Here is a 21,289-nt window from a genome sequence, read left to right on the forward strand (position 1 = left end):
AGGCAGTGCTGATCGGTGAGGTGGCCCGGCGGTCCGGGGTCAGCGCCCGCATGCTCCGGCACTACGACGCGCTCGGCCTGATCCGGCCGACGGGCCGGACCGGCGCCGGCTATCGGGAGTACTCCAGCGACGACATCCGGCGGATCTTCCACATCGAGAGCCTTCGGTCACTGGGGCTGTCGCTGCGCGAGGTCAAGCGCGCGCTGGACGATCCCGCTTTCACGCCCGCCGAGCTCGTCGACGATCTCATCGGCCAGACCCGGGAACGCATCGCGCGCGAGACCGAGCTGCTCACCCGGCTCCGCCGGATCGGCGCCGCGGAACCCGCCGACTGGGAGAACGTCCTCCAGATCGTCGCGCTCCTGCACGCCCTGGGATCGGAGAGCGCGGGGACGCGTCAGAGCGCGGCCCTGTCCTCGGTCACGGAGGTGCCGGTCCCGCCGGAGGCGCTGGTCGAGGCCGCGCTGGGCGAAGCCGACCCGAACGTCGCCGGGGCCCTCCGCTGGGCCCTGGCGCGATCGGGCGCCGGCGTCCTGCCGCCGCTGGCCGAGGGCCTCGCCTCCCCGGCCGCCGAGGTCCGGGAACGCGCCGTCCAGGCCATCGCCGAGATCCCGCAGGCCGCCGCGACCCCGCTGCTCCAGGACGCCCTCGCACACCCCGACCCGGTCGTCCGCGGACACGCCGCCCTGGCCCTCGGCACCCGCGGCGTCGCCGCCGCAGTCCCGACCCTCATCACCATGATCGTCGACCAGACGAACGACGTCGACGCGGCCGACGCCCTCAGCACCCTGGCGAACGACCCCGCACTGGAAGCCCAGATCACCACCGCCCTCGTCACCCCCCTCACCACCCCCACCACCGACCCCGCCATCCGCCAGCGCCTGACCCAGGCCCTAGCCGACATCCCCGGCCCCAATGCCACCCAAGCCCTGAAAACCCTGACCCACGACGAAGACCGCACGGTGGCCCTCACCGCGACCTACATCCTCAAGCTCCGCGAAACCCGCTGACACTCCTCCCGCCGCGCCGTACGCCTACGGCCCTCGGGCGTGGGTCAGGGTTGTCGGGGGCGGGTGAGGTGGTCTTCGGGGCGGGATTCGGCGTAAGTCGCCCAGAGGGCGGGGAGGTTGGTCGTGTGGAGCCCGGTGCAGCCGCAGGAGGCGCAGATCCCCGCCTGGCCTGACCCGCGCGGCGACGCGCCCCCGGCCACGTGGCCGGGGGCGGCTCCGTCAGGGGTCCTTGGCGAAGAAGAGGCTGGTCAGGTGCGGGAGGTAGGAGCGGAAGCGGAGTTGGCCCGCGGGGGTCTCCGCGCCCAGGGCGGAGCCGTCCGGGCGGACGATGCCCTCGCTGAGGAAACCGCGCAGGCTCCAGCTGACGATGCTGAAGACCATCGGGACGTCGATGCGGTCGGTGATCTCGGGGCCGAGGAGGTCGGCGATGCGATGGAACATCGGCTGCCGGTAGGCGGAGTCGATGTCGATCAGGTCGGCGGCGTCGCGGAGGTAGCGGTGCTGCCAGATCGAGATCTCGGGGATGTGGTCGAGATAGAACTCCAGCATGCCTTCGAGAAGCCGGCGGACGCCGGGCTCGTCCGGGGTGAACCCTTCGGCGATCTCGTCGAGCGCGGCGATCTGCTCCCGGTAGTAGGTGTCGACGATCGCGAGGTACAGGGCCCGGCGTCCGCCCGCCGCGATGACGACCTCGCGCGGCACGCCCGCCGCGTCGGCGATCATCCGGGTGTCCGTGCCGTCGTAGCCGAGGCTCGCGAACAGCGGCAGCGCCGCCCTCCGCAGCCTCGCGAACGCCTCCTCGTCCCTTTCCCCGCCCATCTCTCCATCATCCGACCGCGTTTTCCAACCCCACCCCGCCCCAGCGGAGATCTCTCCCGACCATCCATGATTATCGTTAAATCTCCTTGTTATCGATATTCCTGCACCATGTCCTGTTAGACTTCCCGGCCATGGCCGGGGAGAAGGAGACGCGAGCGGGGCTGGTGCATGCGCGGCTCCGGGAGGAGATCTTCCACGGAGTCCTGGTGCCCGGGCAGCGGCTCCGGCTCGTGGAGCTGGCGCAGCGGTTCTCGATGAGCCAGTCGGTGGTGCGGGAGGCGCTGACGCGGCTGGTCGGGCAGGGGCTCGTGGTGGCGACCCCACAGCAGGGGTTCAGCGTGATGGCGCTGTCGCTGAGACATCTCAACGAGCTCACCGAGGCACGGGTGCGGATCGAGCCCGTGGTGTTCCGGCTCGCCATGGAGCGCGGCAGCATCGGCTGGGAGGCGCAGGCCGTCGCCGCGCACCACCATCTCGCCGCGATCCCCGTGATGGTCGACGGGCGCTTCAACGAGACCTGGTTCGAGGTGCACGAGCGGTTCCATCGGGCGCTGCTCGACGGCTGCGGCAACGACCAGCTCCTGAACGTCACGATGACGCTCCGCGACGCCGCCGCCGTCTACCGGCACTGGTCCGTCCCCGTCGGCCACGACTTCGACCGCGACGTGGCCCGTGAGCACGCGGAACTGCTCCAGGCCGCGGTCGCCCGGAACGCCGACCTCGGGGCCGAGCTGCTGGCCCGGCACCTCGACAGGACCGCCGACGGCCTCCGCGCCGTCGCCGAGGCCGACGCGACCGGCTGACGCACCCTTCACGCCGCACTCTCAGGAGCAGCCGTGCCGTACCCCGACCACAGCGACCATCCCGACGTCTTCACCGAGCACGCGTTTCCCGAACGGATCGTGGACCTCGGCGAGATCCGGATGAACTACGCGATGGCCGGCTCACCGGACAGCCCCGCCCTGCTGCTCGTCCCCGGCCAGAGCGGGTCTTGGTGGGGGTACGAGGAGGGCGGCGCGCTAGAGGACCGCCGCGCGGGTCAGGACGGGGAGTGGTCGTAGTAGGACGTCACCGCGTCCTGGCCGGTGTAGTTGGGGCCCGTGCGGTCGTCAGCGCCCAGATAAGCGAACGGGAACCGGGGGGTGTGCCGCCCGGTGCAGGTGATCCGGCGGCGACGGGCGTCGTAGGAGAAGCCGTTGGCGCGGAGCGAGGCCGCCAGAGGACGTCGGGGGGCGTGGATGCCCGCAAGGTCGAGGTTCGCGTGGAAGCTTCCGTCGGCGGTGAGCCAGGAGGCCGCGCGGCTGAGGGCGTCGAGCTTGTCGCCGACGTAGTGCAGGCCGTGGACACAGGTGATGAGGTCGAACGGGCCGTCGGGCGCCCAGTCGGCGATCGAGGCGGTCTCCAGTCTGACGCGGGGGTGGGCCGGGGCGAAGAAGCCGACGAGGTCGAGGCCCACCAGCTCCGCCGCGCTTCCGAGCACGGGCGCGGCCTCGCTCAGCGCCCGTCCCGCGCCGCAGCACAGGTCGAGCCACCGCACCGCGCCGCGTTCCTCCAGCCGCCCCGCGAGGAACCCCAGGACGTCGAACCCCAGCTCGCGCCGGTACGAGGCCGGCCCGCGTTCTCGGTTCATCGCGCAGTTCGCGACGACGCTCGACCGGGCCAGCTCGTCCGCGCCGAGAAGCTCTCCCACCCGGCCACGCTACTACGGCGGACCCGGGCTCGACGGGCGATCACGAGGGCCGTTCGACCGAATTGACCGTCTCGTTCCGGGCCAGAAGGCGGTGGGCGTTGCGGGTGGTGAGGTCTCGCCAGGATGACGTGTCCGGCAGGGGCGGGGCCGCGTCCAAGGCGTGGATCTGGGCGGTGACGGCGAAGTCGGGGGTCCAGCAGGAGTCGCTGCCGTAGAGGAGGCGCTCGGAGCCGAAGGCGGCGGCGAGGGCGGGGGCCTGGTGGGGGAAGGGGGTGCCGGCGAGGTCGTGCCAGAGGTCGCCGAACTGGTCGCGGGAGGCGGCGTCGGAGGCACCGGGCGGGACGGGGAGAAGGAAGCGGAAGAGGTCGAGGCGTTCGGTGAGCGGGGGGAGGACGCCGCCGCAGTGGGTGAAGATCCAGCGGATGCGGCCGTGCCGGGCGAGAGCGCCGGAGAGGAGGAGGTCGGCGGCGGCGCGGGCGGAGTCAAAGAGGAACTCGACCATCGGGCGGGGGCGGCCGAGCGCGACGGCGTCGGCCTGTGGCGGTGAGGTCGGGTGGACGAAGACGATGGCGCCGCGCCGGTCGAGTTCGGCCCAGAGGGGCTCGAAGCGGGAGTCTCCCGGGTAGACGCCCAGGTGGTTGGACAGGATCGCGACGCCGTCGGCGGCGAGGACGTCCAGCGCGTGGCGCGCCTCGGCGATGGACCCCTCGACGTCGGGCAGGGGCAACGCGGCGAGGTGCCCGAACCGTCCGGGATGCTGAGCCCTGGCCTGCGCCGCGTGCTCGTTGACGTGGCGGCTCAGCTCCCGCGCGGCCGCGTCGTCGCCGAAGTGGGTGCCCGGCGAGGAGATCGACAGCAGCGCCTTGCCGATCCCGCTCCCGTCCATGAACGCGACGTGTGCCGCGGCGGCCCAGGACGGCCAGGACGGCATCCCGTCGGGATGCTCGTGCCCGGCGGCGCGGGCCGCGGCGACGTAGGCGTCGGTGACGAAATGCGCGTGGACGTCGATCAGCGCGGTGGGGTCGGTCGGCATGCGTCCTCCTCGGGGAAAGTCTGCGCAGTCTGCCGCGATAAAAACGCTAAATCAATGGATTAGCGATATTTTGCCCGCCCGGCCGTATCCCCGCGCGTGCTGTACTTGAGGCGTGTTGGACGAAGCGCGCACCTGGGTGCTGCGGCTCGACGCGGACGGACCCGTGCCCGAGCCCGTCTGCGGGGCGGCCACGCTGGGCGCGGTGACCGGGTTGCTCGGCCCCGGGCCGGTCCGGTGGTCGGTGCGGGTCGCCGCGGCGATGACCGCGGAGGTCATCGAGCGGGTGCCCGAGCACGGAGGCGGCGCGGTGCCGGAGCGGACGCTGGGCCGCGCGGTCGAGGCGACGGTGTTCCTCACCCTCTTCGGGCTGCTCACCGACCGGAGCGTGTCCCCGCTGGAGGTCGCGCCGGAGGCCGTGGAGGCGAACGCCGCGCTCGTCCACCGGAACATCTCACTGGACCGGGTGCTGCGCGGGGTGCGGATCGGCCACGCCAGGCTGCACCGCGAGCTGATGGCCGCGATCGAGCGCGAGCCCGAGCCGGTCCGGTCGGCCGAGAGCCACCGCGTGTCCGAGGCCCTGTTCGAGTACGCCGACGTCCAGGCCAGCCGGCTCGCCGAGGAGTACATCGCCGAGCGCGACCGCTGGCAGGCGGGCACGGAGGCGGCCCGCCGCGCGGTCGTGGAGGACCTGCTGGCCGCGCGCCGCGTCACCGCAGACCGGGCGGCCCGGGTCCTCGGGTGCTCGCTCGACCGGCACCACCTCGCGCTCATCGTCTGGACCGACGACGCCGACGGACGGGCCGCGGACCTCGCCCGGTACGCGGGCGCGTTCGCCAGGGACACCGGAGCCGAGCAGTCCCTCACCGTGCGGGACGGCCCGTCGGCGCTGTGGGCCTGGGCCGGGTGGGCCACCCGGCCCTCCGACGACCTTCTGGCCCGCGCGCTGCGGGAGCCTCCACCGGGCATCCGGGTGGCGGCCGGGCCCGTGGCGTCCGGCCAGGAGGGGTTCCGCCGCAGCCACCTCGGCGCGCGCGCGGCCGAGCGGATCGCCCTGCGGATCGGCGACCGGGTGCGCGCCTACCCGGAGGTGAGCGTGGAGGTGCTGGCCACCGCCGACGTCGAGGAGGCGCGCTGGTACGTCGCGGAGGTCCTGGGCGAGCTCGCCGACCCGGGCCCGCGCGCGGCGGAACTCCGCGAGACGCTCCGGGTGTATCTGGAGCAGGGCCGCAGTCCCGCCCTCGCCGCGGAACTGCTGAGCGTGAGCCGTAACACCGTCACCTACCGGGTGCGGCGGGCCGAGGAGCTCCTCGGGCGGCCGGTCGGCGTAGGCCACGAGGTCTGGCTCGCGCTGCGCGCGGCCACCGCCCTGCCTCCCGGCGGTCCCTCGACGCCATGACGCCGTCGGCCCAAAAGGATCCGATCACTTTGGGCTGACGGCCCAAGCACTCCTCCTGCGGTTCCTCGTTCAATCGGGGCACCCGTCATCGAGGAGGAACCATGCGCATCGCCAATCTCGCCGGCCGGGCCGTGCTGCTGACCGGAGACGGCGCCGTGGACGTCCACAAGGCGTCCGGCGGCGTCCTCGGCCCCGATCCCCAGGCCCTGTTCGAGCGCTGGGAGGAGGCCCTGCCCGTCCTCGCGGCCCTGGAAGGTGAGGCCGTCCCCTACGCCGACGACGACCTGCGCCCGCCCGTCCCGCGGCCCAGCCAGGTCTTCGCGATCGGCGTCAACTACCGCGACCACGCCGAGGAGGCCGAGCTGGAGGCCGCGTCCTCCTGGCCGGTGACCTTCACCAAGTTCCCGTCCTGCCTGACCGGCCCCGTCGCGCGGGTCGACCTGCCCGAGGGCTGGGTGGACTGGGAGGCCGAGCTCGTCGTGGTCATCGGCCGGGGCGGCCACCGGATCGCGGAGGACGCGGCCTGGGAGCACGTCGCGGGCCTCACCGTCGGCCAGGACCTCTCCGAGCGGATCGGCCAGTGGTCGGGACCCGCGCCGCAGCAGTTCTCGCTGGGCAAGTCGCACCCCGGGTTCGGCCCGACGGGCCCGGCCGTGGTCACGCTGGAGGAGATCCCCGAGCCGGGCGACCTGCGGATCGGCTGCACGCTCAACGGCGAGACCATGCAGGACGGCAGGACCGGGAACATGATCCTCTCCGTGCCGGAGCTCATCGCCAAGCTCTCCGCCGTCACGCTGCTGCGCTCCGGCGACCTCATCTTCACCGGCACTCCCGCCGGGATCGGCGCGACCCGCACCCCGCCGCGCCTCCTCGCGGCCGGCGACGAGCTCGTCACCACGATCGAGCACCTCGGCGCCCTCCGCACGACGTTCGCCTGACGGACCGGGCAGAAAGGAGCGAACCCATGCATGCCGACCCGCACAAGGACCTGCACAGCGAGCAGGGCGCGCTGCGCGGCGAGCACCCCGGACGGGCCGCCGACCCCGTGATCAAGGTCAGGGACCTGGCCTGGCTCGACCTGGTCAAGCCCGACCTCGACCGCGCCGAGGGCTTCGCCCACGACTTCGGGTTCAGGACCGTCGAGCGGACCCCGGGCGAGCTGCGGCTGCGCGGCGCGCTCGCGGGCACCGACTGCCTGGTCATCCGGCGCGGCCCCCGCTCCCGGTTCGCCGGACCGGTGTTCCAGGCCGCCGCCGACGCCGACCTCGACCGGCTCGCGCGCGCCACCGGCGGAGGCGTCGAGGAGCTGGAGACGGGCGGCCGGGCCGTCACCGCCTTCACCCCCTCCGGCCTGAGGGTCCAGGTCGTCTACGGCGCGCCCGAACACACCGCCCTCCCGACGCAGAGCCCTCTGACCGTGAACAGTGGCGGCGGGTTCCCCCGCGTCAACGCGGCCCAGCGGCCCGAACGCGCGCCCGCCCTGGTGGAACGGCTCGGTCACGTGGTCCTGGCCAGCACCGTGTTCCTGCGCGACCTCGACTGGTTCCTCGAACATCTCGGCCTGATCGTCAGCGACTTCCTGTACCTCGACGGGCAGCGCGACCGGGGCCCCGTCATGGCCTTCATCCGGTGCGACCGGGGCGACGAGCCCGCCGACCACCACACCCTCGCCCTGCTGCTGTCCCCCGCCGCCGGATATGTCCACTCCGCGTACCAGGTCGCCGACCTCGACGCCCTGGCCGCCGGAGGCGAGCACCTGAAGGAGCGCGGGCACCGGCGCTCGTGGGGCATCGGGCGGCACATCCAGGGCAGCCAGATCTTCGACTACTGGCGCGACCCCGACCGGCTGCTGGTGGAGCACTTCACCGACGGCGACCGCTTCGACAGCTCCCTGGAGCCGGGCTGGGACACCATGACGGCCTCGGGCCTCCGCCAGTGGGGGCCGCCCGCCACGTCCGACTTCCTCGGCAACGGCCCCGCGATGCTGCGCGACGCCGTCCGGGCGCTGCGCGCCGACAACGAGCTCGACCTCCCGAGGATCCTCGCCCTCGGCAAGGCCATGAGCTCCTGACCCCGGTTCCCCACCCCGTCCCCACCCCGTCCCCACCCCGTCCCCACCCCGTCCCCACCCCGTCCCCACCCCGTCCCCACCCCGTCCCCGGCGCGACCGGCCCGACCCGTCCCGAGGAGAACCCGATGGTTCCCGCCCCGCACACCCAGGGAGACCGCCCGCTCGTCCTGCTCCCCGAGGACGTCCCGGTCATCGAAGCGGTCCCGCTTTCCGAACGCGGCATTCCCGCCACCACCTATGCGCTGCTGAGCCGCACCGCGACGGCCCACCCCGAACGGCCCGCGCTGCACCTGCTCGGCGAGAACGGCGCGCCCTGGCGGGAGGCCCCCGTCTGGACCTACGGCGAACTGCAGGCGCGCGTGCACCAGGCCGCGAACGCCTACGCCGAACTCGGGCTCGCCGAGGGCGGCGTGGTCGCGCTGATGCTGCCCAACCTTGGCGCGACCTACGCCGCGCTCCTCGGCGCGCAGGCGGCCGGGATCGCGGCCCCGGTCAACCCGATGCTCGCCGAGGACCACCTCGTGGAGATCCTCACGCTGACCGGGCCCGACGTGCTGCTCGCGCCCGGTCCCGACCTGTCCCCCGAACTGTGGGCCAAGGCGCGGCGAATCGCCGCCCGGCTGCCCGGACTGCGCGCGCTGGCCGCCGTCGGCGGGCCGCCCGGGGCCGAAGGCGGGGCCGACTTCGACGCCGTCGCCGCGGCCCAGCCGGCCGACCGGCTGCGCACCGGCCACCGGCCCGGCCCCGGGGACCTCGCCGCCTACTTCCATACCGGCGGCACGACCGGCGTGCCGAAGGTCGCCCCGCACACCCACGCCATGGAGGTCTACATGGCCTGGGCGCTCGGCTGCTCCGGCGTCTTCCTGGAAGGGGCCGTCTCGCTCTCCGGGCTGCCGCTGTTCCACGTCAACGCCGTCCACGTCACCGGGCTCGGGCCGTTCCTGCACGGGACGGCCGTGGTGAGCCTCGGACCGCGCGGCTACCGCGACAAGGCGCTCATGGCGGACTTCTGGCGCATCATCGAGCACTACAAGGTGACGAGCTTCTCCGGCGTGCCGACCGTGTACTCCTCGCTCCCGCCGGTCCCCGAGGACGCCGACCTGTCCAGTCTGCGCGCCGGGGCCGTCGGCGCCGCGCCGCTGCCGCGCGCGACCCGCACCGCCTTCGAGTCCTCGGCGAAGGTGCCCATGCTGGAGGGCTACGGGCTGACCGAGGCGACGTGCGCGACCTCGACCACGCCGGCGTTCGCGCCGCGCCCCGGCTCGGTCGGGCTGCGGCTGCCCTACCAGCGGGTCAAGGCGGTCACCGTGGACCCGGACGAGGTCCCGACCGGCGACTGCCCGCCGGGGACCCCGGGCGTCCTGGCGATCAGCGGGCCGAGCGTCTTCCCCGGCTACCTGCGGCCCGGCCCCGACGGCCCCGCGCCCGACCCCGCGGGGAAGATCTTCGACGGGTGGCTGCTCACCGGCGACCTCGGGAAGGTCGACGAGGAGGGCTACCTCTACCTCACCGGACGGGCCAAGGACCTCATCATCCGCGGCGGCCACAACATCGACCCCCGGCCCGTCGAGGAGTCCCTGCTCGCGCACCCCGACGTGCGGGAGGCCGCCGTCGTCGGCGCGCCGGACGCGCACTCCGGCGAGGTGCCCGTCGCCTACCTCGTCCTCGCCGAGGGCGCTCACGCGGACGAGGCCGAGCTGCTGGCCTGGGCGCGGGAGCACGCCCCCGAGCCCGCCGCGACGCCCCGGTCCGTGCACGTGGTCGAGAGCCTGCCGGTGACCGTCGTCGGCAAGATCTTCAAGCCCGCCCTCGTCGAGGACGCGGTGCGGCGGGTGGTCGCCGCGGTGCTCGACGCGGCAGGGCTCGCCGACACCGTCGAGGTCGAGACCCGCGAGGGAAGGCCGCACGCCGTCGTCCGGGTCTCCGGCGACCCCGGAGGGCTCTCCGCCGAGCTCGACCGGTTCCCGTTCACGCACGAGATCGCCGGGGGGCGGGCATGAGCGAGCGGACCCCCGTCCTCATCGTCGGCGCGGGCCCCACCGGGACTGCCTGCGCGATCCTCCTCGCCCGGTACGGGGTGCCGAGCCTCGTCGTCGAGCGCCATCCCGAGGTGTATCGGCTACCCCGGGCCGTCCACCTGGACGACGAGGTGCTGCGCGTCCTCCAGGCGCTCGGCGTCGCCGACGCGTTCACCGGGATCAGCAGGCCCGCTCCCGGGATGCGGCTGCTCGACGCGCGGCTGCGCCCCATGGCGGAGTTCCACCGCGACAGGCTCGTCGGCGAGCACGGCTGGCCGGAGTCGAACCTGTTCGACCAGCCCGACCTGGAACTGCTGCTGCGCGCGGAACTCGCCGGGCATCCCGAAGCGCGGCTGCTCACCGGGGTGGAGGTCGAGAAGATCGAGCCGGGCGACGCCGCCAGGCCCGCCGTGGCCGTGCTGCGCGACGTGGACGGCGGCGCGGTCCGGACCGTCGAGGCGCAAGCCGTCCTCGGGTGCGACGGGGCCAACAGCCTGGTCCGCGCGACGATCGGCGCGGAGATGCGCGACCTGCGGTTCACCGAGCAGTGGCTCGTCATCGACGTGCGGTGCGCGCACCGGCTCGGCGAGTACGACGGCGTCGACCAGATCTGCGACCCGCGCCGTGCCGCGACGTTCATGCGGATCGGCGCAGAGCGCTACCGCTGGGAGTTCCGGATGCGGGACGGCGAGACGCCGGAGGAGCTGACCCGGCCCGAGTCGCTCACGCGCCTCCTCGCCCCCTGGACCGGGGACCTCCCCTTCGCCGAGCTCGAGGTCATCCGCAGCGCCTCCTACACGTTCAAGGCCCGGGTCGCCGACCGCTGGCGGGCCGGCCGGCTGTTCCTGCTCGGGGACGCCGCCCACCTCACCCCGCCGTTCATCGGCCAGGGCATGTGCGCCGGGCTGCGCGACGCGGCCAACCTGAGCTGGAAGCTCGCCGCGGCCGGCGCCGATCCCGTGGCGGGGGACGGGCTCCTGGACACCTACCAGAGCGAACGGGCCCCGCACGTCACGACCGTCGTCAAGACCGCGGTGTCGATCGGGCGGGCCATGACGGGGGGCCAGGACAAGACGGCCTTCGTGCGCCGGGCCCTCCTCGGCGTCCTCACCCGGATCGCCGCGGTGCGGCACGCGATGACGAAGAGCGTCTCGCCCCCGCTGGGGCGCGGACCGCTCGTGGCGGGCGGGCGGCTGGCCGGGACGTTCCTGCCGCAGCCGTCGCTCACCGTCGACGGCGCGGCCCACCGGCTGGACGACCTGCTCGGGACCGGGTTCACCGTCGTCACCCGCCTCCCGGCCACGCCGTCGCTGACCGGGCTCGCCGCGGACCTGAACGCCGTCGTCGTGCACGCCGGACCCGACCGGACCGAGATACTGCGCCCCGACGGCTCCCGCACGACCGGGCACGAGGACGTCCTGGCGGGCTGGCTGTCGGGGGGCCGGGCCGTCGCGGCGGTGGTCCGCCCCGATCGCACGGTCCTCACCTCCTTCGCGGAGCTCACCCGGCTCCCCGCCGCCGACTGGCGGAAGCTCCTTCCTCCCACCACCCCCTGAGAGCGCACCGTTGCAGAGGAGACCCCCCGAATGAGAGGCAAGAGAGTCCGGATCGCCCTGGCGGTGGTCCTCGCCCTGGTCATGGCCGTGGTCGCGACCGTCCACTTCGGCGAGGACGCCATCACCGAGGCGGTGATCCGGGCCAAGGTGACCGAGGAACAGGACCGGAGCCTCCTGGAGGACAAGGAGCACATTCAGGTCCTGCTGTGCGGGACCGGCTCGCCCGAGATCAGCGCGGCCCGCGCGCAGGCGTGCACGCTCGTCGCGGCGGGCGGGAAGATGTTCCTGTTCGACGCGGGCGAGGGCGCCACCAAGTCGCTCGCCGACTCCGACGTGCCCGTCACCGAACTCGACCGGGTGTTCCTCACCCACTTCCACTCCGACCACTTCAACGGCCTGGCGACCCTCGTCAGCGAGAGCTGGATCTGGGGCCGCAAGGCGCCGCTGCCGGTGTGGGGGCCGGTCGGCACCGAGGAGGTCGTGACGAACCTGGGCGCGGCCTACGCGCTCGACAACGGCTATCGCGAGGAGCACATGGGCCCCCAGGCGGAGAACGCCGCCGCGGCCCAGGCCGCCCCGAACGAGATCGAGATCCCCGAGGGCGCCGAGTCCGTCCGCGTCTACGACGAGGGCGGCATCACCATCGACGCCCGGCTCGTCGATCACGAACCGGTGGAGCCCGCGTTCGGCTATGTCATGACCTACCGGGGCAAAAAAGTCTTCGTCAGCGGCGACACGAAGGTCACGCCCCGCAACCTCCCGGCCATGCAGGACGCCGACCTCGTCGTCCACGAGGCCTACGCGGCCCACCTCGTCCGCCGCGCCCTGCCCATCATGCGCGAGGAGGGCCTCAGTTACGAGGCCGACGTCGCCGAACGCACCATCCCGTACCACGCCGACACGATCGAGCTCGCGAAGCAGGCGCAGCAGGCCCACGTCAAACGCCTGGCCCTCACCCACCTCACCCCCTGGCCCGACGGCCTCCTCCCCCGCCGCCAGTTCGTCGCAGGCATGAGCGACCACTACGCCGGCGAGATCACCCTCGGCAAGGACGGCCTCCTCATCGTCGTCTGACACCCCACGCCTCCGGCGGTACCCGCCGAGTCCCACCACGGCACCCTGCACGCCGCGGACCGCACCGACGACGCACCCGGCGCCCGCCTCGTCCTCCGCCTTCCCCCTGCACCGCCACTGACGTCGAGGTCGCCGACGCGGAACGCGACGACGATCGGGGCCCGATCGGGAAGGCCGGGCGCGGCGAGGTCGGGCCGAGCGGAGATCACCATGAGGAGGCCGACCCCAGGACGGCCTCCCGCGCTGCGCGTCGCGTCGCCGCGGGCTCGGGCCGCGGACCGGTGCGGGACGGCGCGGCGGTCAGAGGCGCCAGAGCCGGACGCCATCGCCGCCCGCCGCGGCGAGGAGCGAGCCGTCCCGGCTGAACGCGAGGGCTGAGACGTCCCCTCCGGCCGGGAGGGGGGACGCGAGCGGTTCGGCCTGTCCGGCGGCGATCACGCGCCACAGCCGCACCATCTGGTCGGATCCACCGGTGGCCAGGGTCCTGCCGTCGCGGGTGAAGACCACGGACGTCGTGTGCCCGCTGGAGCCGGTGGAGAGCGTGCCGAGCGGGTTGTGGTCCTCCACGCTCCACCAACGGATCAGTTCGTCGCTGCCGGTGACGAGACTCCGGCCGTCGACGGAGAACACCACGGCGTTGACCGAGCTGGTGTGGCCCACGAGCGGAATGCCCTTCTCCGCCCGCGCTTCAACGGACCACACCCGCGCGGTCCTGTCGGTGCCTCCGCTGGCCAGAAGTGTGCCGTCGGGGCTGAACGCCACCGCGTAGACCTCGGAGTCGTGCCCGGCGAGCGGCTTGCCGACCGGGGTGCGGTCGGCAAGCCGCCACAGCCGCACCGTCGCGTCGGAACCGCCGGTGGCGAGCAGGTCCCCGTGCGGGCCGAACGCCAGCGCCTCGATGGAGATGGCGTGCCCGGTCAGGGGGCCGCCGAGCCGGGTGGCGTCGGCGACCCGCCACAGCCGCGCGGTCGCGTCCCGGCTGCCGGCGGCGAGGGTCGTGCCATCCGGGCTGAACGCCACCGACGTGACCTCGCGGGTGAGGCCGGTGAGCGGTTCGCCCTTCCGGGCGAGGCCGGGGACGCTCCACAGGTGCACCGCCTCGTCCTCGCCGCAGGTGGCGAGGGTCGCGCCATCCGGGCTGAACGCGAGGGACATCACGAACCCGTCGAGCGGGAGGAAGGCGGGAGGCTTGATGGCGCGCAGCGGGGCGGTGCGGTCGCGCGGCGCACGGTTGAGCACCCAGGCGACGGGCACGCCGACCGAGGCCGCGGCGACGGCGCCCAGGCCGAGCAGGCCGCGGCGGTCCAGCCGACGGGAGGCCGGGACGTTCGGGGCGGGAGGGTCCTCCCGGGTCGGCGCGGCGGCGGGCGGATCCCCGAGCGGCCAGGCGACGGCCTCGACGGCGCGGCGCATCGTCGAGGCGTCGGGATGGCGGCGCGCGGGGTCCTTGGCCAGCGCGGTGGCCAGGACCGGATTCCAGGAGGACGGCAGCGTCGGGTCGAGCGCCGTGGGCGGGACGGGGACGCTGTGGAGGTGGTGGAAGATCAGTGCCGCGGCGGAGTCCGCGGTGAAGGGGGTCCGGCCGGTCAGGAGTTCGTAGAGCACGCAGCCGGTGGAGTAGAGGTCGGACGCGGGCCCGACGGGTTCTCCCGCGGCCTGCTCCGGCGACATGTAGGCGGGGGTGCCGATCCTCGTCCCGTCGGCGGTGAGGACGGTCGCGGCGCCGGACAGGAGACGGGCTATGCCGAAGTCCAGGACCTTCACGTGCGGGCGGGCGCCTTCGCGGCGGACCATGATGTTGCCCGGTTTGATGTCGCGGTGCACGACCGAGCGGGCATGGCTGTGCGCCAGCGCGTCGAGCACGGCCAGCACGATCCGCGCCGCCTCCTCCGGGGCCGGCGGATCGGTCTCGAGCAGCCGGTCGAGGGAGTCGCCCTCGATCAGCTCCATCACCAGGTAGGGCACCGGCCGGGACCCGGTGGTGTCGATCCCCGTGTCGTGCACGGTCACGATGTTGGGATGGGACAGGGCCGCGGCGGCGCGGGCCTCGCGCTGGAAGCGCGCCAGGTGGGCGTCGTCGCGGAGCAGGTCCGCGGAGAGGACCTTCACCGCCACCGCCCGGTCCAGCTCCTGATCCCAGGCCCGGTGGACGACGCCCATGCCGCCGCTCCCCAGCCGTCGCTCCACTCGGTAGCGTCCCGCCAGAACATCCATGGCCGTCCCTGTCCGCCGTCGTGCGGCCAAGTGTCCAAGAAAGAACACGGGAACGCCACGCATCGGAAGTTACGGCCCGCGCGACAACCGCACCCCGTGGGCTAGTCGCGCGGCAGAGGCCGGATGAGGACCTCTTGGGTCACGGAGGCGACGAGGGTGCCGGAGCGGGTGTAGAAGGTGCCGTGGGCCAGGCCCCGGGTGCTGGCGTAATTGGGGCTTTCGGTGTCGAAGAGGAGCCAGTCGTCCAGGGAGAACGGGCGGTGGAACCAGACGGCGTGGTCGAGGGAGGAGAGCTGGAAGGGGTTGCGGGGGTTCAGGCGGCCGAGGAAGGCGGTGCCGGCGAGGCCGATGTCGGAGGTGTAGGTGAGGGCGCAGACGTTGCGGAGGTGGTCGTCGCCGAGGGGGTGGCGGGAGCGCACCCAGATCTGGCGGCGCGGGAGGTCGGCGGCGGAGGAGACGTCGTTGAAACGGATCTCCAGGGAGCCCGCGTAGGCGCTCCACCGGTCGGGAGCGGGTTCGGCGTCCTCCGGCGGCACCGTCTCCGGCATGGGCTTCTGGTGGGTGGGGCCCGACTCCTCGCCGTGGAAGGAGGCGGAGAGGCCGAAGATCGCTTTGCCGTCCTGGACGGCGACGACGCGCCGGGTGGTGAAGCTCCGGCCGTCGCGGACCCGGTCGACGCTGTAGACGATCGGCTGGTCGCTGCGTCCGCCGCGGATGAAGTAGCCGTGCAGCGAGTGGACGAACCTGTCGTCCGGCACGGTGCCGCCCGCCGCGACCAGCGCCTGCGCGGCGACCTGCCCGCCGAACGCGCGCTGCGGCGATCCGGCATGGCAGTGCCCCCGGAACAGGTCGGCCTCCAGCCGCTCGAGCCGCAGGGTCTCGCCGAAGCCCAGTTCGTCCGCCACCCGGACCTCCTTCCGTCACGACCGCGACGCCGCGGCCGGGATCGACACAAGCAGTAGCACGAACCGATCGCGCGGCCGCATCCGGCCTTCCCGGAAGCCGCGGACGGGAGGACTCCGAGGCCCGGACGCACACGACGCCACGGCGACGTCGAGGCCCCGCCCCGTTCCCCATTTCCCCTGTGCCCGCGGCGCCGGCGCTGTTACGATCACCGCGCTAGTTCGATATTCGACGAACAACGAACAGGACCCCCTCGCATGGCGAAAGTCTCCGTGGACCGACCCGTGGCGCCGTCCGCGCATCCCCCTCCCAGCCGGATCGGCCTCGTCGGATTCACGACGATGTTCGTGATCGGCACCGACACCTTCCTCGTCGCGCCCCTGCTGCCCGACCTCACGCGCTCCTTCGGCGTCTCCACGGAGGTGTCGGGGTGGATGGTGAGCGGTTACGCGCTCGGGTACGCGCTGCTCGCCCTCGTCGCGGGCCCCCTGTCGGACCGCCGCGACCGGCGGCGCGTGCTGCTGTCGGGACTGCTGGCCTTCAGCGCCGCGACCGCGCTGTGCGGATGCGCCACGGGCTTCTGGTCGATGGTGGCGTTCCGGTTCCTGGCCGGGGCCGCCGCCGCGTTCGTCTCCCCGCAGATCTGGGCGTCGATCCCCGCGCTGGTGCCGCCCGGCCGGATCGTGCGCACGATGGGGCTGGCGACGGCGGGCCTGTCGACCGCGCAGTGCGCGGGCATCCCCCTGGGCGGCTGGCTCGCGACGGTCTCCTGGCGGCTGTCCTTCTGGACGGTCGGCGCGGTCGCGCTCGTCGTCTGGCTCGTGCTGCTGCGGATGTTCCCGTCGGTCCCGGCGGCCCCCGGCGCCGCGGGCGGGCTCCGCGCGACGCCGCGCCTGTACGCCGCGATCCTCGGCAGGCGCAGGCTCGCGCTGTTCCTTCTGGGCTACTTCGTCTTCCAGGCGGGCAACCTCGGCTCCTTCTCCTTCGTCGGCACCTGGCTCACCCGCGACTTCGGGCTGAGCACGGGCTCGCTGAGCGCCGCGATGGTGGCGCTGGGCGCGGGCAACGTGGGGGGCTCGCTGCTCACCGGCCGCGTCGCCGGACGGTTCGGGCCGCGCCGCGCGCTCCTGCTCGGCCTCGCCGTCTCGGTCGCCCTCTTCTGCGCGCTGCCCTTCGCGCCGAACCTGGCCACGGCGCTCGTCCTGCTGTCCCTGATCGTCGGCGGGGTCGGGTTCATGTTCCCGGTCGTCATGACCCTGCTCCAGCAGGAGGCGGGCGACGCCCGGGGCACCGTCGCGTCGCTCGCCAACGCGGTGATGTACGGCGGGACTACCGTCGGCGCGGCGCTCTGCGGGCTGCTCATCACCGGCCTCGACGGGTTCTACGGCGTCGCCGGGTTCACGGTCGTGACGCTGCTGACCTCGACCGCCGTCTTCGCGGCCTCCGGACTGTTCCGGGCCGACCCGGCGACCGCGTGAGCGATGCGGCTTTTTCCCCTAACGTAGGAGTCCGAGCGCACGGCGGCCGGAGATCCCGGACGCCGCGCCGGACCCCGACGAGGAGGCGCCCATGCGGGCCCCGCTCTTCCACCCCGACCGGGCGGAGATCTCCCTTGACCAGGTGCTGCACGCGCTCAGCGATCCCCTTCGCCGCGACGTCGCCGCCCGCCTCAACGTCGAGGGACCCCTGTTGTGCGGCCAGTTGGCGTACCCGATCGCCAAGTCGACGCTCTCGCACCATCTGAAGGTGCTGCGCGAGTCCGGTCTGGTGCACACCGAGGTCCGCGGCACCACCCGCGTCATCCGGCTCCGCCGCGAGGACCTCGACGCGCGCTTCCCCGGCCTGCTCGACGCCGTCCAGATCCCCGCGCTCGCCGCCGCGACGCCGGGCTGACGGGACTCAGCCCGCGACACGCCGACGGTGGGCCCGCTGCCGACAGGCCGCGCCGCAGTAGCGGGCGCGGCGGCCGGTGGGCCGGACCGGGAAGTCGACCCCGCACTCCGCGCAGGGCGTGACGGTCTCCCCGAGCACCCCGAGATTGTCACGAAAGACCGAGGGTTCCGTGACAGCGTCGGGCGGGCGCAGGCCGTCCAGGGCCAACTGGACGAGCCTGCGGCCCGCCGCCCTGTCCCGCCGGGCGGCGAGGATCGCGCCGCACCCGATGGCGAGCGCGCCGACGTCCTCGGGACCGAGGTCCGCGCGGACGCCGCCGGCTCGCTGCGCCGCCCGGAGCAGCGCGGTCATGACCTGGTGGAAACGCAGCCTGGCCGCGGTGAGCATCGGCTGCGGCCAGCTCGCGTCTGCGGCGAGGACATCGCAGATGTGGCTGCGCCCGTACGAGCCCTCGACGACGTCCAGCAGGAACCCGAAGAACGCCTCGGTGGGCGCGGAGGTGGCCGTCCGCCGCTCGCCGATGGCGACCAGGTCGTGCAGATGCTGGGCGAACACCGCTTCGAGCAGGGCGTTCTTACTGGGAAAGTGCCGGTACACGGTGCCCGCGCCGACGCCGGCCCGGCGCGCGATCTCGCCGAGCGGGACCTCGAGGCCCTGTTCGGCGAACACCGCGCCCGCGACGGACAGCACCCTGGCCCGGTTGCGGCGGGCGTCGGCCCGGTCACCGCCGATGGACGGTTCGGTCATGTCACGAAACCCCTTGAGCGCCGGATCAACCGGGTTGGAGTATTCCAGATATCCCCGGGATCACACACCCATCATGGCAACCGGCCTCCGGGGAACAGGGAGGACGACATGACCACCGAACCCACCCGTTCCGGCACCGGACCGGCCGCCGATGGACCCGTCGCCGTGACCGGCGCGACCGGCAAGCAGGGCGGCGCGACGGCACGCCGCCTGCTGGCCGCGGGCCGGCCGGTGCGCGCGCTGGTCCGGGACAAGTCCGCGCCCGCCGCCGCGGCGCTCGCGGACGCGGGCGCCGAACTCGCCCTCGCGGACTTCGACGATCCGGCGAGCCTGGTGCCCGCGCTGGAGGGGGCCACCGCCCTGTTCACCGTGCCTCCGGTCGCCTTCGGGCCGGCGGGCAGCGACGAGGAACTCGAGTTCGCCCGCGGCCGGGCCCTGACCGACGCGGCGGTGGCCGCGGGCCTCCGGCAGGTGGTCTTCACCGGCGTCGCCTCGACCTCCGGCGACTCGCTCGCGGCCTCGGGAAAGCGCCGCATCGAGGAGTACCTGCACGAGAACGTCCCGCTGGTGACCGTGCTCCGCCCGGTGCGGTTCATGACGAACTACCTCGGGGTCTCCCACATCGGCCTGGACGGGTTCGTCGGCGGCGTCCACCGGCACCTGTTCCCGCCGGACCAGCCCCTCCAGATCATCGCCCTGGAGGACATCGCCGAGTTCGCCGCACTCGCCTTCGAGCAGCCCGACCGCTTCGCCGGACGCACCCTGGAACTCGCGGGCGACGACCCGGCCCCGGTCGACGCCGTCGCCGCGATCGCCGCCGCGACCGGAACCACGCTGCGCTACGAGCAGTTCACCCACGAGGAGGCGGCCGCGCTGCTCCCGGAGATCGCCGAGGTCCGCCGCCGCTGGGCCGCCGGGCAGCGCTGGCACGCCGACATCGAGGCCCTCCGCGTCATCCACCCCGGCCTCCGCACCCTCGCCGACTGGCTGGCCGAAGGCGCCGCCGCCACCCTCCGCACCCACCTGACCGCCTGACCCCGGCAGGCCGCGCCCGGCCGACGTGAACGGGCCTCGTCTCGGCCACCACCGCAGACCGTCCCGCGTGTGGGACGGGGACGGGGACGGGCCTCGGCCCGGCACGTCGGCCGCGCAAGGACGATCCGGCGCGTGGACGGCCTCGGTACAGCGATCTCCGCCGGACGAAGGCCGTCCCGCGCGCGGACGGGTCTCAGTCCAACGACGTCCGCTGGCGGGACGCCTCTGCGGCGAGGGTGTGGCCGGACTCGATGACCCGATCGAAGGCGGCGCGGGCCCCTTCCGGGTCGCCGTCGCGCTTGAGCAGGACGCCGAGGGCGAAGCCCGCTCGGGCGGCGTGGTCCGCGTGGCCGGACGAGATCGCCCGCTCATAGGCCGCACGCGCGCCCGGCACGTCGCCTCGGCGGGCCAGGAGCAGCCCCAGATTGAAGGCGGCCGCGGGAGCGTGCTCGGGATGGGCGGAGTCCATCGCGCGCGCGTAGGCGGCCCGCGCACCGGCGACGTCGCCCGCGGCGCCGAGCAGCACACCCAGGTCGAAGGCGGCTTTCGGCCCGTGCTCGCGATGCCCGGAGCCGATCGCCCTCTCGTAGGCGTCCCGCGCCCCGTCCGCGTCGCCTTCCCGTTCGAGCAGCTGCGCCAGGTGCACCGCCGCACGCGGCCCCTGCTCGGCATGCCCTGACTCCATCGCCTGGGCGAAGGCCGCCCGCGCGTCGTCCGCTTGATCCCACTCCGCCAGCAACTGCCCGAGATCGACCGCCGCCCTGGGCCCGTACTCGACATCCCCGGACGCGATCACCCGCGCGTACGCCGCACAAGCCCCCCGCACGTCCCCCCGCCCGGCAAGCCCCCGAGCCACCTCGAACCCCTCCGCCCCGTCCCCGCTCACTGGCCCCTCCCCCACCTGAGCGTGGAACCCGTCCCACGCCCACCCATCAAAACCCTCACCTCCTCATTCTCTCCCACCTCAGACGGCGAACCATCCGGCCCCATCGCGCCTCGCCGCAGCTCCAGAGCCCCGGAACCGAGGCCGAGCCCGCCGGTGCGCACGCGCCGATCGCGGCTACCGGCGAGGCCCGGGATCCGACCGCGCATCCGCATCACCGGGCACGCCGCCGAGCCGGGTACCGGCCCGGGCGACGTCATGGTCGCCTCAGCGGGGGTCTCCGGGGCGTCCGAGGGCCGGTGTGCCGTTCAGGTAGGTGAGGACCGCCTGGACTCGGCGGTGGCCGGAGTCTGCGGGGGCGAGGCCGAGCTTGAGGAAGATGTTGCCTATGTGCTTGTGGACGGCGTTGTCGGAGATGCGCATCCGGGCGGCGATGGTGGTGTTGTCGTGGCCCTCGGCCATGAGGGCGAGGGACTCGCGCTCGCGGGGGGTGAGGGCGTCGAGGGGGTCGCCGGTGCGGCGGGTGAGGAGCTGGGCGACGACTTCCGGGTCCATCGCGGTGCCGCCGGCCGCGACGCGGCGCAGGGCGTCGACGAACTCGGCGACCCGGCCGACGCGGTCCTTGAGGAGGTAGCCGATGCCGCCGCGGCCGTCGGAGAGGAGCTCGCCGGCGTACTCGCGCTCGACGTACTGCGACAGCACGAGGATGGGCAGCGCGCCGTGCTCGCGGCGGGCCCGCAGCGCGGCGTGGATCCCCTCGTCGCGGAACGACGGCGGCAGCCGCACGTCGACGATGGCGACGTCGGGGCGGTGCGCGGCGACCGCGGCGAGGAACGCCTCGCCGTCGGTGACGACCGCCACGACGTCGCAGCCCTTCGCCGCCAGCAGCAGCTCGAGGCCGCTGGACAGCAGGACGTTGTCCTCGGCGATCACGACCCGCACGGGAA

At 73.9% G+C, this 21,289-nt stretch carries 20 protein-coding genes; 12 read left to right on the top strand and 8 right to left on the bottom strand.

Annotation, left to right across the window (positions count from 1 at the left end):
• The first annotated feature begins 5 nt into the window (after positions 1 to 5).
• Entirely contained in the window at positions 6 to 1,010 is a 1,005-nt protein-coding gene (locus EDD29_RS21670) for a HEAT repeat domain-containing protein (protein ID WP_123666169.1), read from the top strand.
• 219 nt (positions 1,011 to 1,229) lie between these two features.
• Here the strand turns inward: EDD29_RS21670 and EDD29_RS21675 are convergent, their stop codons facing one another.
• The gene (locus tag EDD29_RS21675; protein ID WP_123666170.1) at positions 1,230 to 1,829 is read right to left on the bottom strand and encodes a TetR/AcrR family transcriptional regulator; all 600 of its coding nucleotides are present in this window, start codon (positions 1,827 to 1,829) and stop codon (positions 1,230 to 1,232) included.
• A 131-nt stretch (positions 1,830 to 1,960) separates the two neighbouring features.
• On the opposite strand from EDD29_RS21675, the gene EDD29_RS21680 reads away from it, so the two are divergent.
• Together EDD29_RS21680 and EDD29_RS21685 are read left to right on the top strand one after the other, a co-directional pair.
• On the top strand, positions 1,961 to 2,632 hold the full coding sequence (locus tag EDD29_RS21680; protein ID WP_123666171.1) for a GntR family transcriptional regulator: 672 nt from the start codon (positions 1,961 to 1,963) through the stop codon (positions 2,630 to 2,632).
• A gap of 33 nt (positions 2,633 to 2,665) precedes the next feature.
• Positions 2,666 to 2,890 (top strand): hypothetical protein, encoded by a 225-nt coding sequence (locus tag EDD29_RS21685; protein ID WP_211359825.1) that lies wholly within the window; start codon positions 2,666 to 2,668, stop codon positions 2,888 to 2,890.
• On the opposite strand, the gene EDD29_RS21690 is transcribed toward EDD29_RS21685, so the two are convergent.
• Complete coding sequence (locus EDD29_RS21690; protein ID WP_246052914.1) at positions 2,869 to 3,519, bottom strand: class I SAM-dependent methyltransferase; 651 nt, start codon at positions 3,517 to 3,519, stop codon at positions 2,869 to 2,871. The genes EDD29_RS21685 and EDD29_RS21690 overlap by 22 nt on opposite strands.
• Positions 3,520 to 3,559: 40 nt before the next feature.
• Complete coding sequence (locus EDD29_RS21695; RefSeq protein WP_123666172.1) at positions 3,560 to 4,552, bottom strand: amidohydrolase family protein; 993 nt, start codon at positions 4,550 to 4,552, stop codon at positions 3,560 to 3,562.
• A 112-nt stretch (positions 4,553 to 4,664) separates the two neighbouring features.
• Between EDD29_RS21695 and EDD29_RS21700 the strand changes: the two genes are divergently transcribed.
• From EDD29_RS21700 to EDD29_RS21725, 6 genes are all read left to right on the top strand, one after another.
• Entirely contained in the window at positions 4,665 to 5,948 is a 1,284-nt protein-coding gene (locus tag EDD29_RS21700) for a PucR family transcriptional regulator (RefSeq protein WP_148086043.1), read from the top strand.
• 101 nt (positions 5,949 to 6,049) lie between these two features.
• A complete protein-coding gene (locus EDD29_RS21705) occupies positions 6,050 to 6,886 on the top strand; it encodes a fumarylacetoacetate hydrolase family protein (protein WP_123666174.1) in 837 nt (278 codons plus the stop codon).
• A 26-nt stretch (positions 6,887 to 6,912) separates the two neighbouring features.
• On the top strand, positions 6,913 to 8,019 hold the full coding sequence (locus EDD29_RS21710) for a VOC family protein (protein WP_123666175.1): 1,107 nt from the start codon (positions 6,913 to 6,915) through the stop codon (positions 8,017 to 8,019).
• Between the two features lie 125 nt (positions 8,020 to 8,144).
• Positions 8,145 to 10,019 carry an acyl-CoA synthetase gene (locus EDD29_RS21715; RefSeq protein WP_123666176.1) on the top strand — a complete coding sequence of 625 codons (1,875 nt, stop codon included), beginning with the start codon at positions 8,145 to 8,147 and terminating at the stop codon, positions 10,017 to 10,019.
• A complete protein-coding gene (gene mhpA / locus EDD29_RS21720) occupies positions 10,016 to 11,593 on the top strand; it encodes a bifunctional 3-(3-hydroxy-phenyl)propionate/3-hydroxycinnamic acid hydroxylase MhpA (RefSeq protein ID WP_123666177.1) in 1,578 nt (525 codons plus the stop codon). Before EDD29_RS21715 ends, mhpA begins: the two co-directional genes overlap by 4 nt.
• A 30-nt stretch (positions 11,594 to 11,623) precedes the next feature.
• The gene (locus EDD29_RS21725; protein WP_123666178.1) at positions 11,624 to 12,667 is read left to right on the top strand and encodes an MBL fold metallo-hydrolase; all 1,044 of its coding nucleotides are present in this window, start codon (positions 11,624 to 11,626) and stop codon (positions 12,665 to 12,667) included.
• Between the two features lie 300 nt (positions 12,668 to 12,967).
• Here the strand turns inward: EDD29_RS21725 and EDD29_RS21730 are convergent, their stop codons facing one another.
• Positions 12,968 to 14,881 (bottom strand): protein kinase domain-containing protein, encoded by a 1,914-nt coding sequence (locus tag EDD29_RS21730; protein WP_170201499.1) that lies wholly within the window; start codon positions 14,879 to 14,881, stop codon positions 12,968 to 12,970.
• Positions 14,882 to 14,982: 101 nt separating this feature from the next.
• Complete coding sequence (locus EDD29_RS21735) at positions 14,983 to 15,786, bottom strand: acyl-CoA thioesterase (RefSeq protein ID WP_123666180.1); 804 nt, start codon at positions 15,784 to 15,786, stop codon at positions 14,983 to 14,985.
• Positions 15,787 to 16,041: 255 nt separating this feature from the next.
• Here EDD29_RS21735 and EDD29_RS21740 point away from each other — a divergent pair, with 255 nt between their 5' ends.
• Positions 16,042 to 17,262, top strand: coding sequence for an MFS transporter (locus tag EDD29_RS21740; protein WP_123666181.1), 1,221 nt, complete (start codon positions 16,042 to 16,044; stop codon positions 17,260 to 17,262).
• Between the two features lie 91 nt (positions 17,263 to 17,353).
• Complete coding sequence (locus EDD29_RS21745) at positions 17,354 to 17,677, top strand: ArsR/SmtB family transcription factor (RefSeq protein WP_123666182.1); 324 nt, start codon at positions 17,354 to 17,356, stop codon at positions 17,675 to 17,677.
• 6 nt (positions 17,678 to 17,683) lie between these two features.
• Here EDD29_RS21745 and EDD29_RS21750 read toward each other — a convergent pair whose 3' ends face one another.
• Positions 17,684 to 18,424: a TetR/AcrR family transcriptional regulator gene (locus EDD29_RS21750; protein WP_123666183.1), complete on the bottom strand. Its 741-nt coding sequence runs from the start codon at positions 18,422 to 18,424 to the stop codon at positions 17,684 to 17,686.
• Positions 18,425 to 18,532: 108 nt separating this feature from the next.
• Between EDD29_RS21750 and EDD29_RS21755 the strand changes: the two genes are divergently transcribed.
• The gene (locus EDD29_RS21755) at positions 18,533 to 19,459 is read left to right on the top strand and encodes an NmrA family NAD(P)-binding protein (protein ID WP_123666184.1); all 927 of its coding nucleotides are present in this window, start codon (positions 18,533 to 18,535) and stop codon (positions 19,457 to 19,459) included.
• 193 nt (positions 19,460 to 19,652) lie between these two features.
• Here the strand turns inward: EDD29_RS21755 and EDD29_RS21760 are convergent, their stop codons facing one another.
• Positions 19,653 to 20,255: a tetratricopeptide repeat protein gene (locus EDD29_RS21760; RefSeq protein WP_170201500.1), complete on the bottom strand. Its 603-nt coding sequence runs from the start codon at positions 20,253 to 20,255 to the stop codon at positions 19,653 to 19,655.
• Between the two features lie 354 nt (positions 20,256 to 20,609).
• On the bottom strand, positions 20,610 to 21,284 hold the full coding sequence (locus EDD29_RS21765; RefSeq protein ID WP_123666186.1) for a response regulator transcription factor: 675 nt from the start codon (positions 21,282 to 21,284) through the stop codon (positions 20,610 to 20,612).
• Positions 21,285 to 21,289: the final 5 nt, after the last annotated feature.

The sequence above is a fragment of the Actinocorallia herbida genome, assembly GCF_003751225.1.
In the GTDB taxonomy this organism is placed as follows: Bacteria; Actinomycetota; Actinomycetes; order Streptosporangiales; family Streptosporangiaceae; genus Actinocorallia; species Actinocorallia herbida.

What these genes read in the sequence shown, in the direction of transcription:
- EDD29_RS21675 (WP_123666170.1), bottom strand. Translation starts at nt 1,829, where the DNA reads ATGGGCGGGGAAAGGGACGAGGAGGCGTTCGCGAGGCTGCGGAGGGCG.
- EDD29_RS21680 (WP_123666171.1), top strand. Translation starts at nt 1,961, where the DNA reads ATGGCCGGGGAGAAGGAGACGCGAGCGGGGCTGGTGCATGCGCGGCTC.
- EDD29_RS21695 (WP_123666172.1), bottom strand. Translation starts at nt 4,552, where the DNA reads ATGCCGACCGACCCCACCGCGCTGATCGACGTCCACGCGCATTTCGTC.
- EDD29_RS21705 (WP_123666174.1), top strand. Translation starts at nt 6,050, where the DNA reads ATGCGCATCGCCAATCTCGCCGGCCGGGCCGTGCTGCTGACCGGAGAC.
- EDD29_RS21710 (WP_123666175.1), top strand. Translation starts at nt 6,913, where the DNA reads ATGCATGCCGACCCGCACAAGGACCTGCACAGCGAGCAGGGCGCGCTG.
- EDD29_RS21715 (WP_123666176.1), top strand. Translation starts at nt 8,145, where the DNA reads ATGGTTCCCGCCCCGCACACCCAGGGAGACCGCCCGCTCGTCCTGCTC.
- mhpA (WP_123666177.1), top strand. Translation starts at nt 10,016, where the DNA reads ATGAGCGAGCGGACCCCCGTCCTCATCGTCGGCGCGGGCCCCACCGGG.
- EDD29_RS21725 (WP_123666178.1), top strand. Translation starts at nt 11,624, where the DNA reads ATGAGAGGCAAGAGAGTCCGGATCGCCCTGGCGGTGGTCCTCGCCCTG.
- EDD29_RS21730 (WP_170201499.1), bottom strand. Translation starts at nt 14,881, where the DNA reads ATGGATGTTCTGGCGGGACGCTACCGAGTGGAGCGACGGCTGGGGAGC.
- EDD29_RS21740 (WP_123666181.1), top strand. Translation starts at nt 16,042, where the DNA reads ATGGCGAAAGTCTCCGTGGACCGACCCGTGGCGCCGTCCGCGCATCCC.
- EDD29_RS21745 (WP_123666182.1), top strand. Translation starts at nt 17,354, where the DNA reads ATGCGGGCCCCGCTCTTCCACCCCGACCGGGCGGAGATCTCCCTTGAC.
- EDD29_RS21750 (WP_123666183.1), bottom strand. Translation starts at nt 18,424, where the DNA reads ATGACCGAACCGTCCATCGGCGGTGACCGGGCCGACGCCCGCCGCAAC.
- EDD29_RS21755 (WP_123666184.1), top strand. Translation starts at nt 18,533, where the DNA reads ATGACCACCGAACCCACCCGTTCCGGCACCGGACCGGCCGCCGATGGA.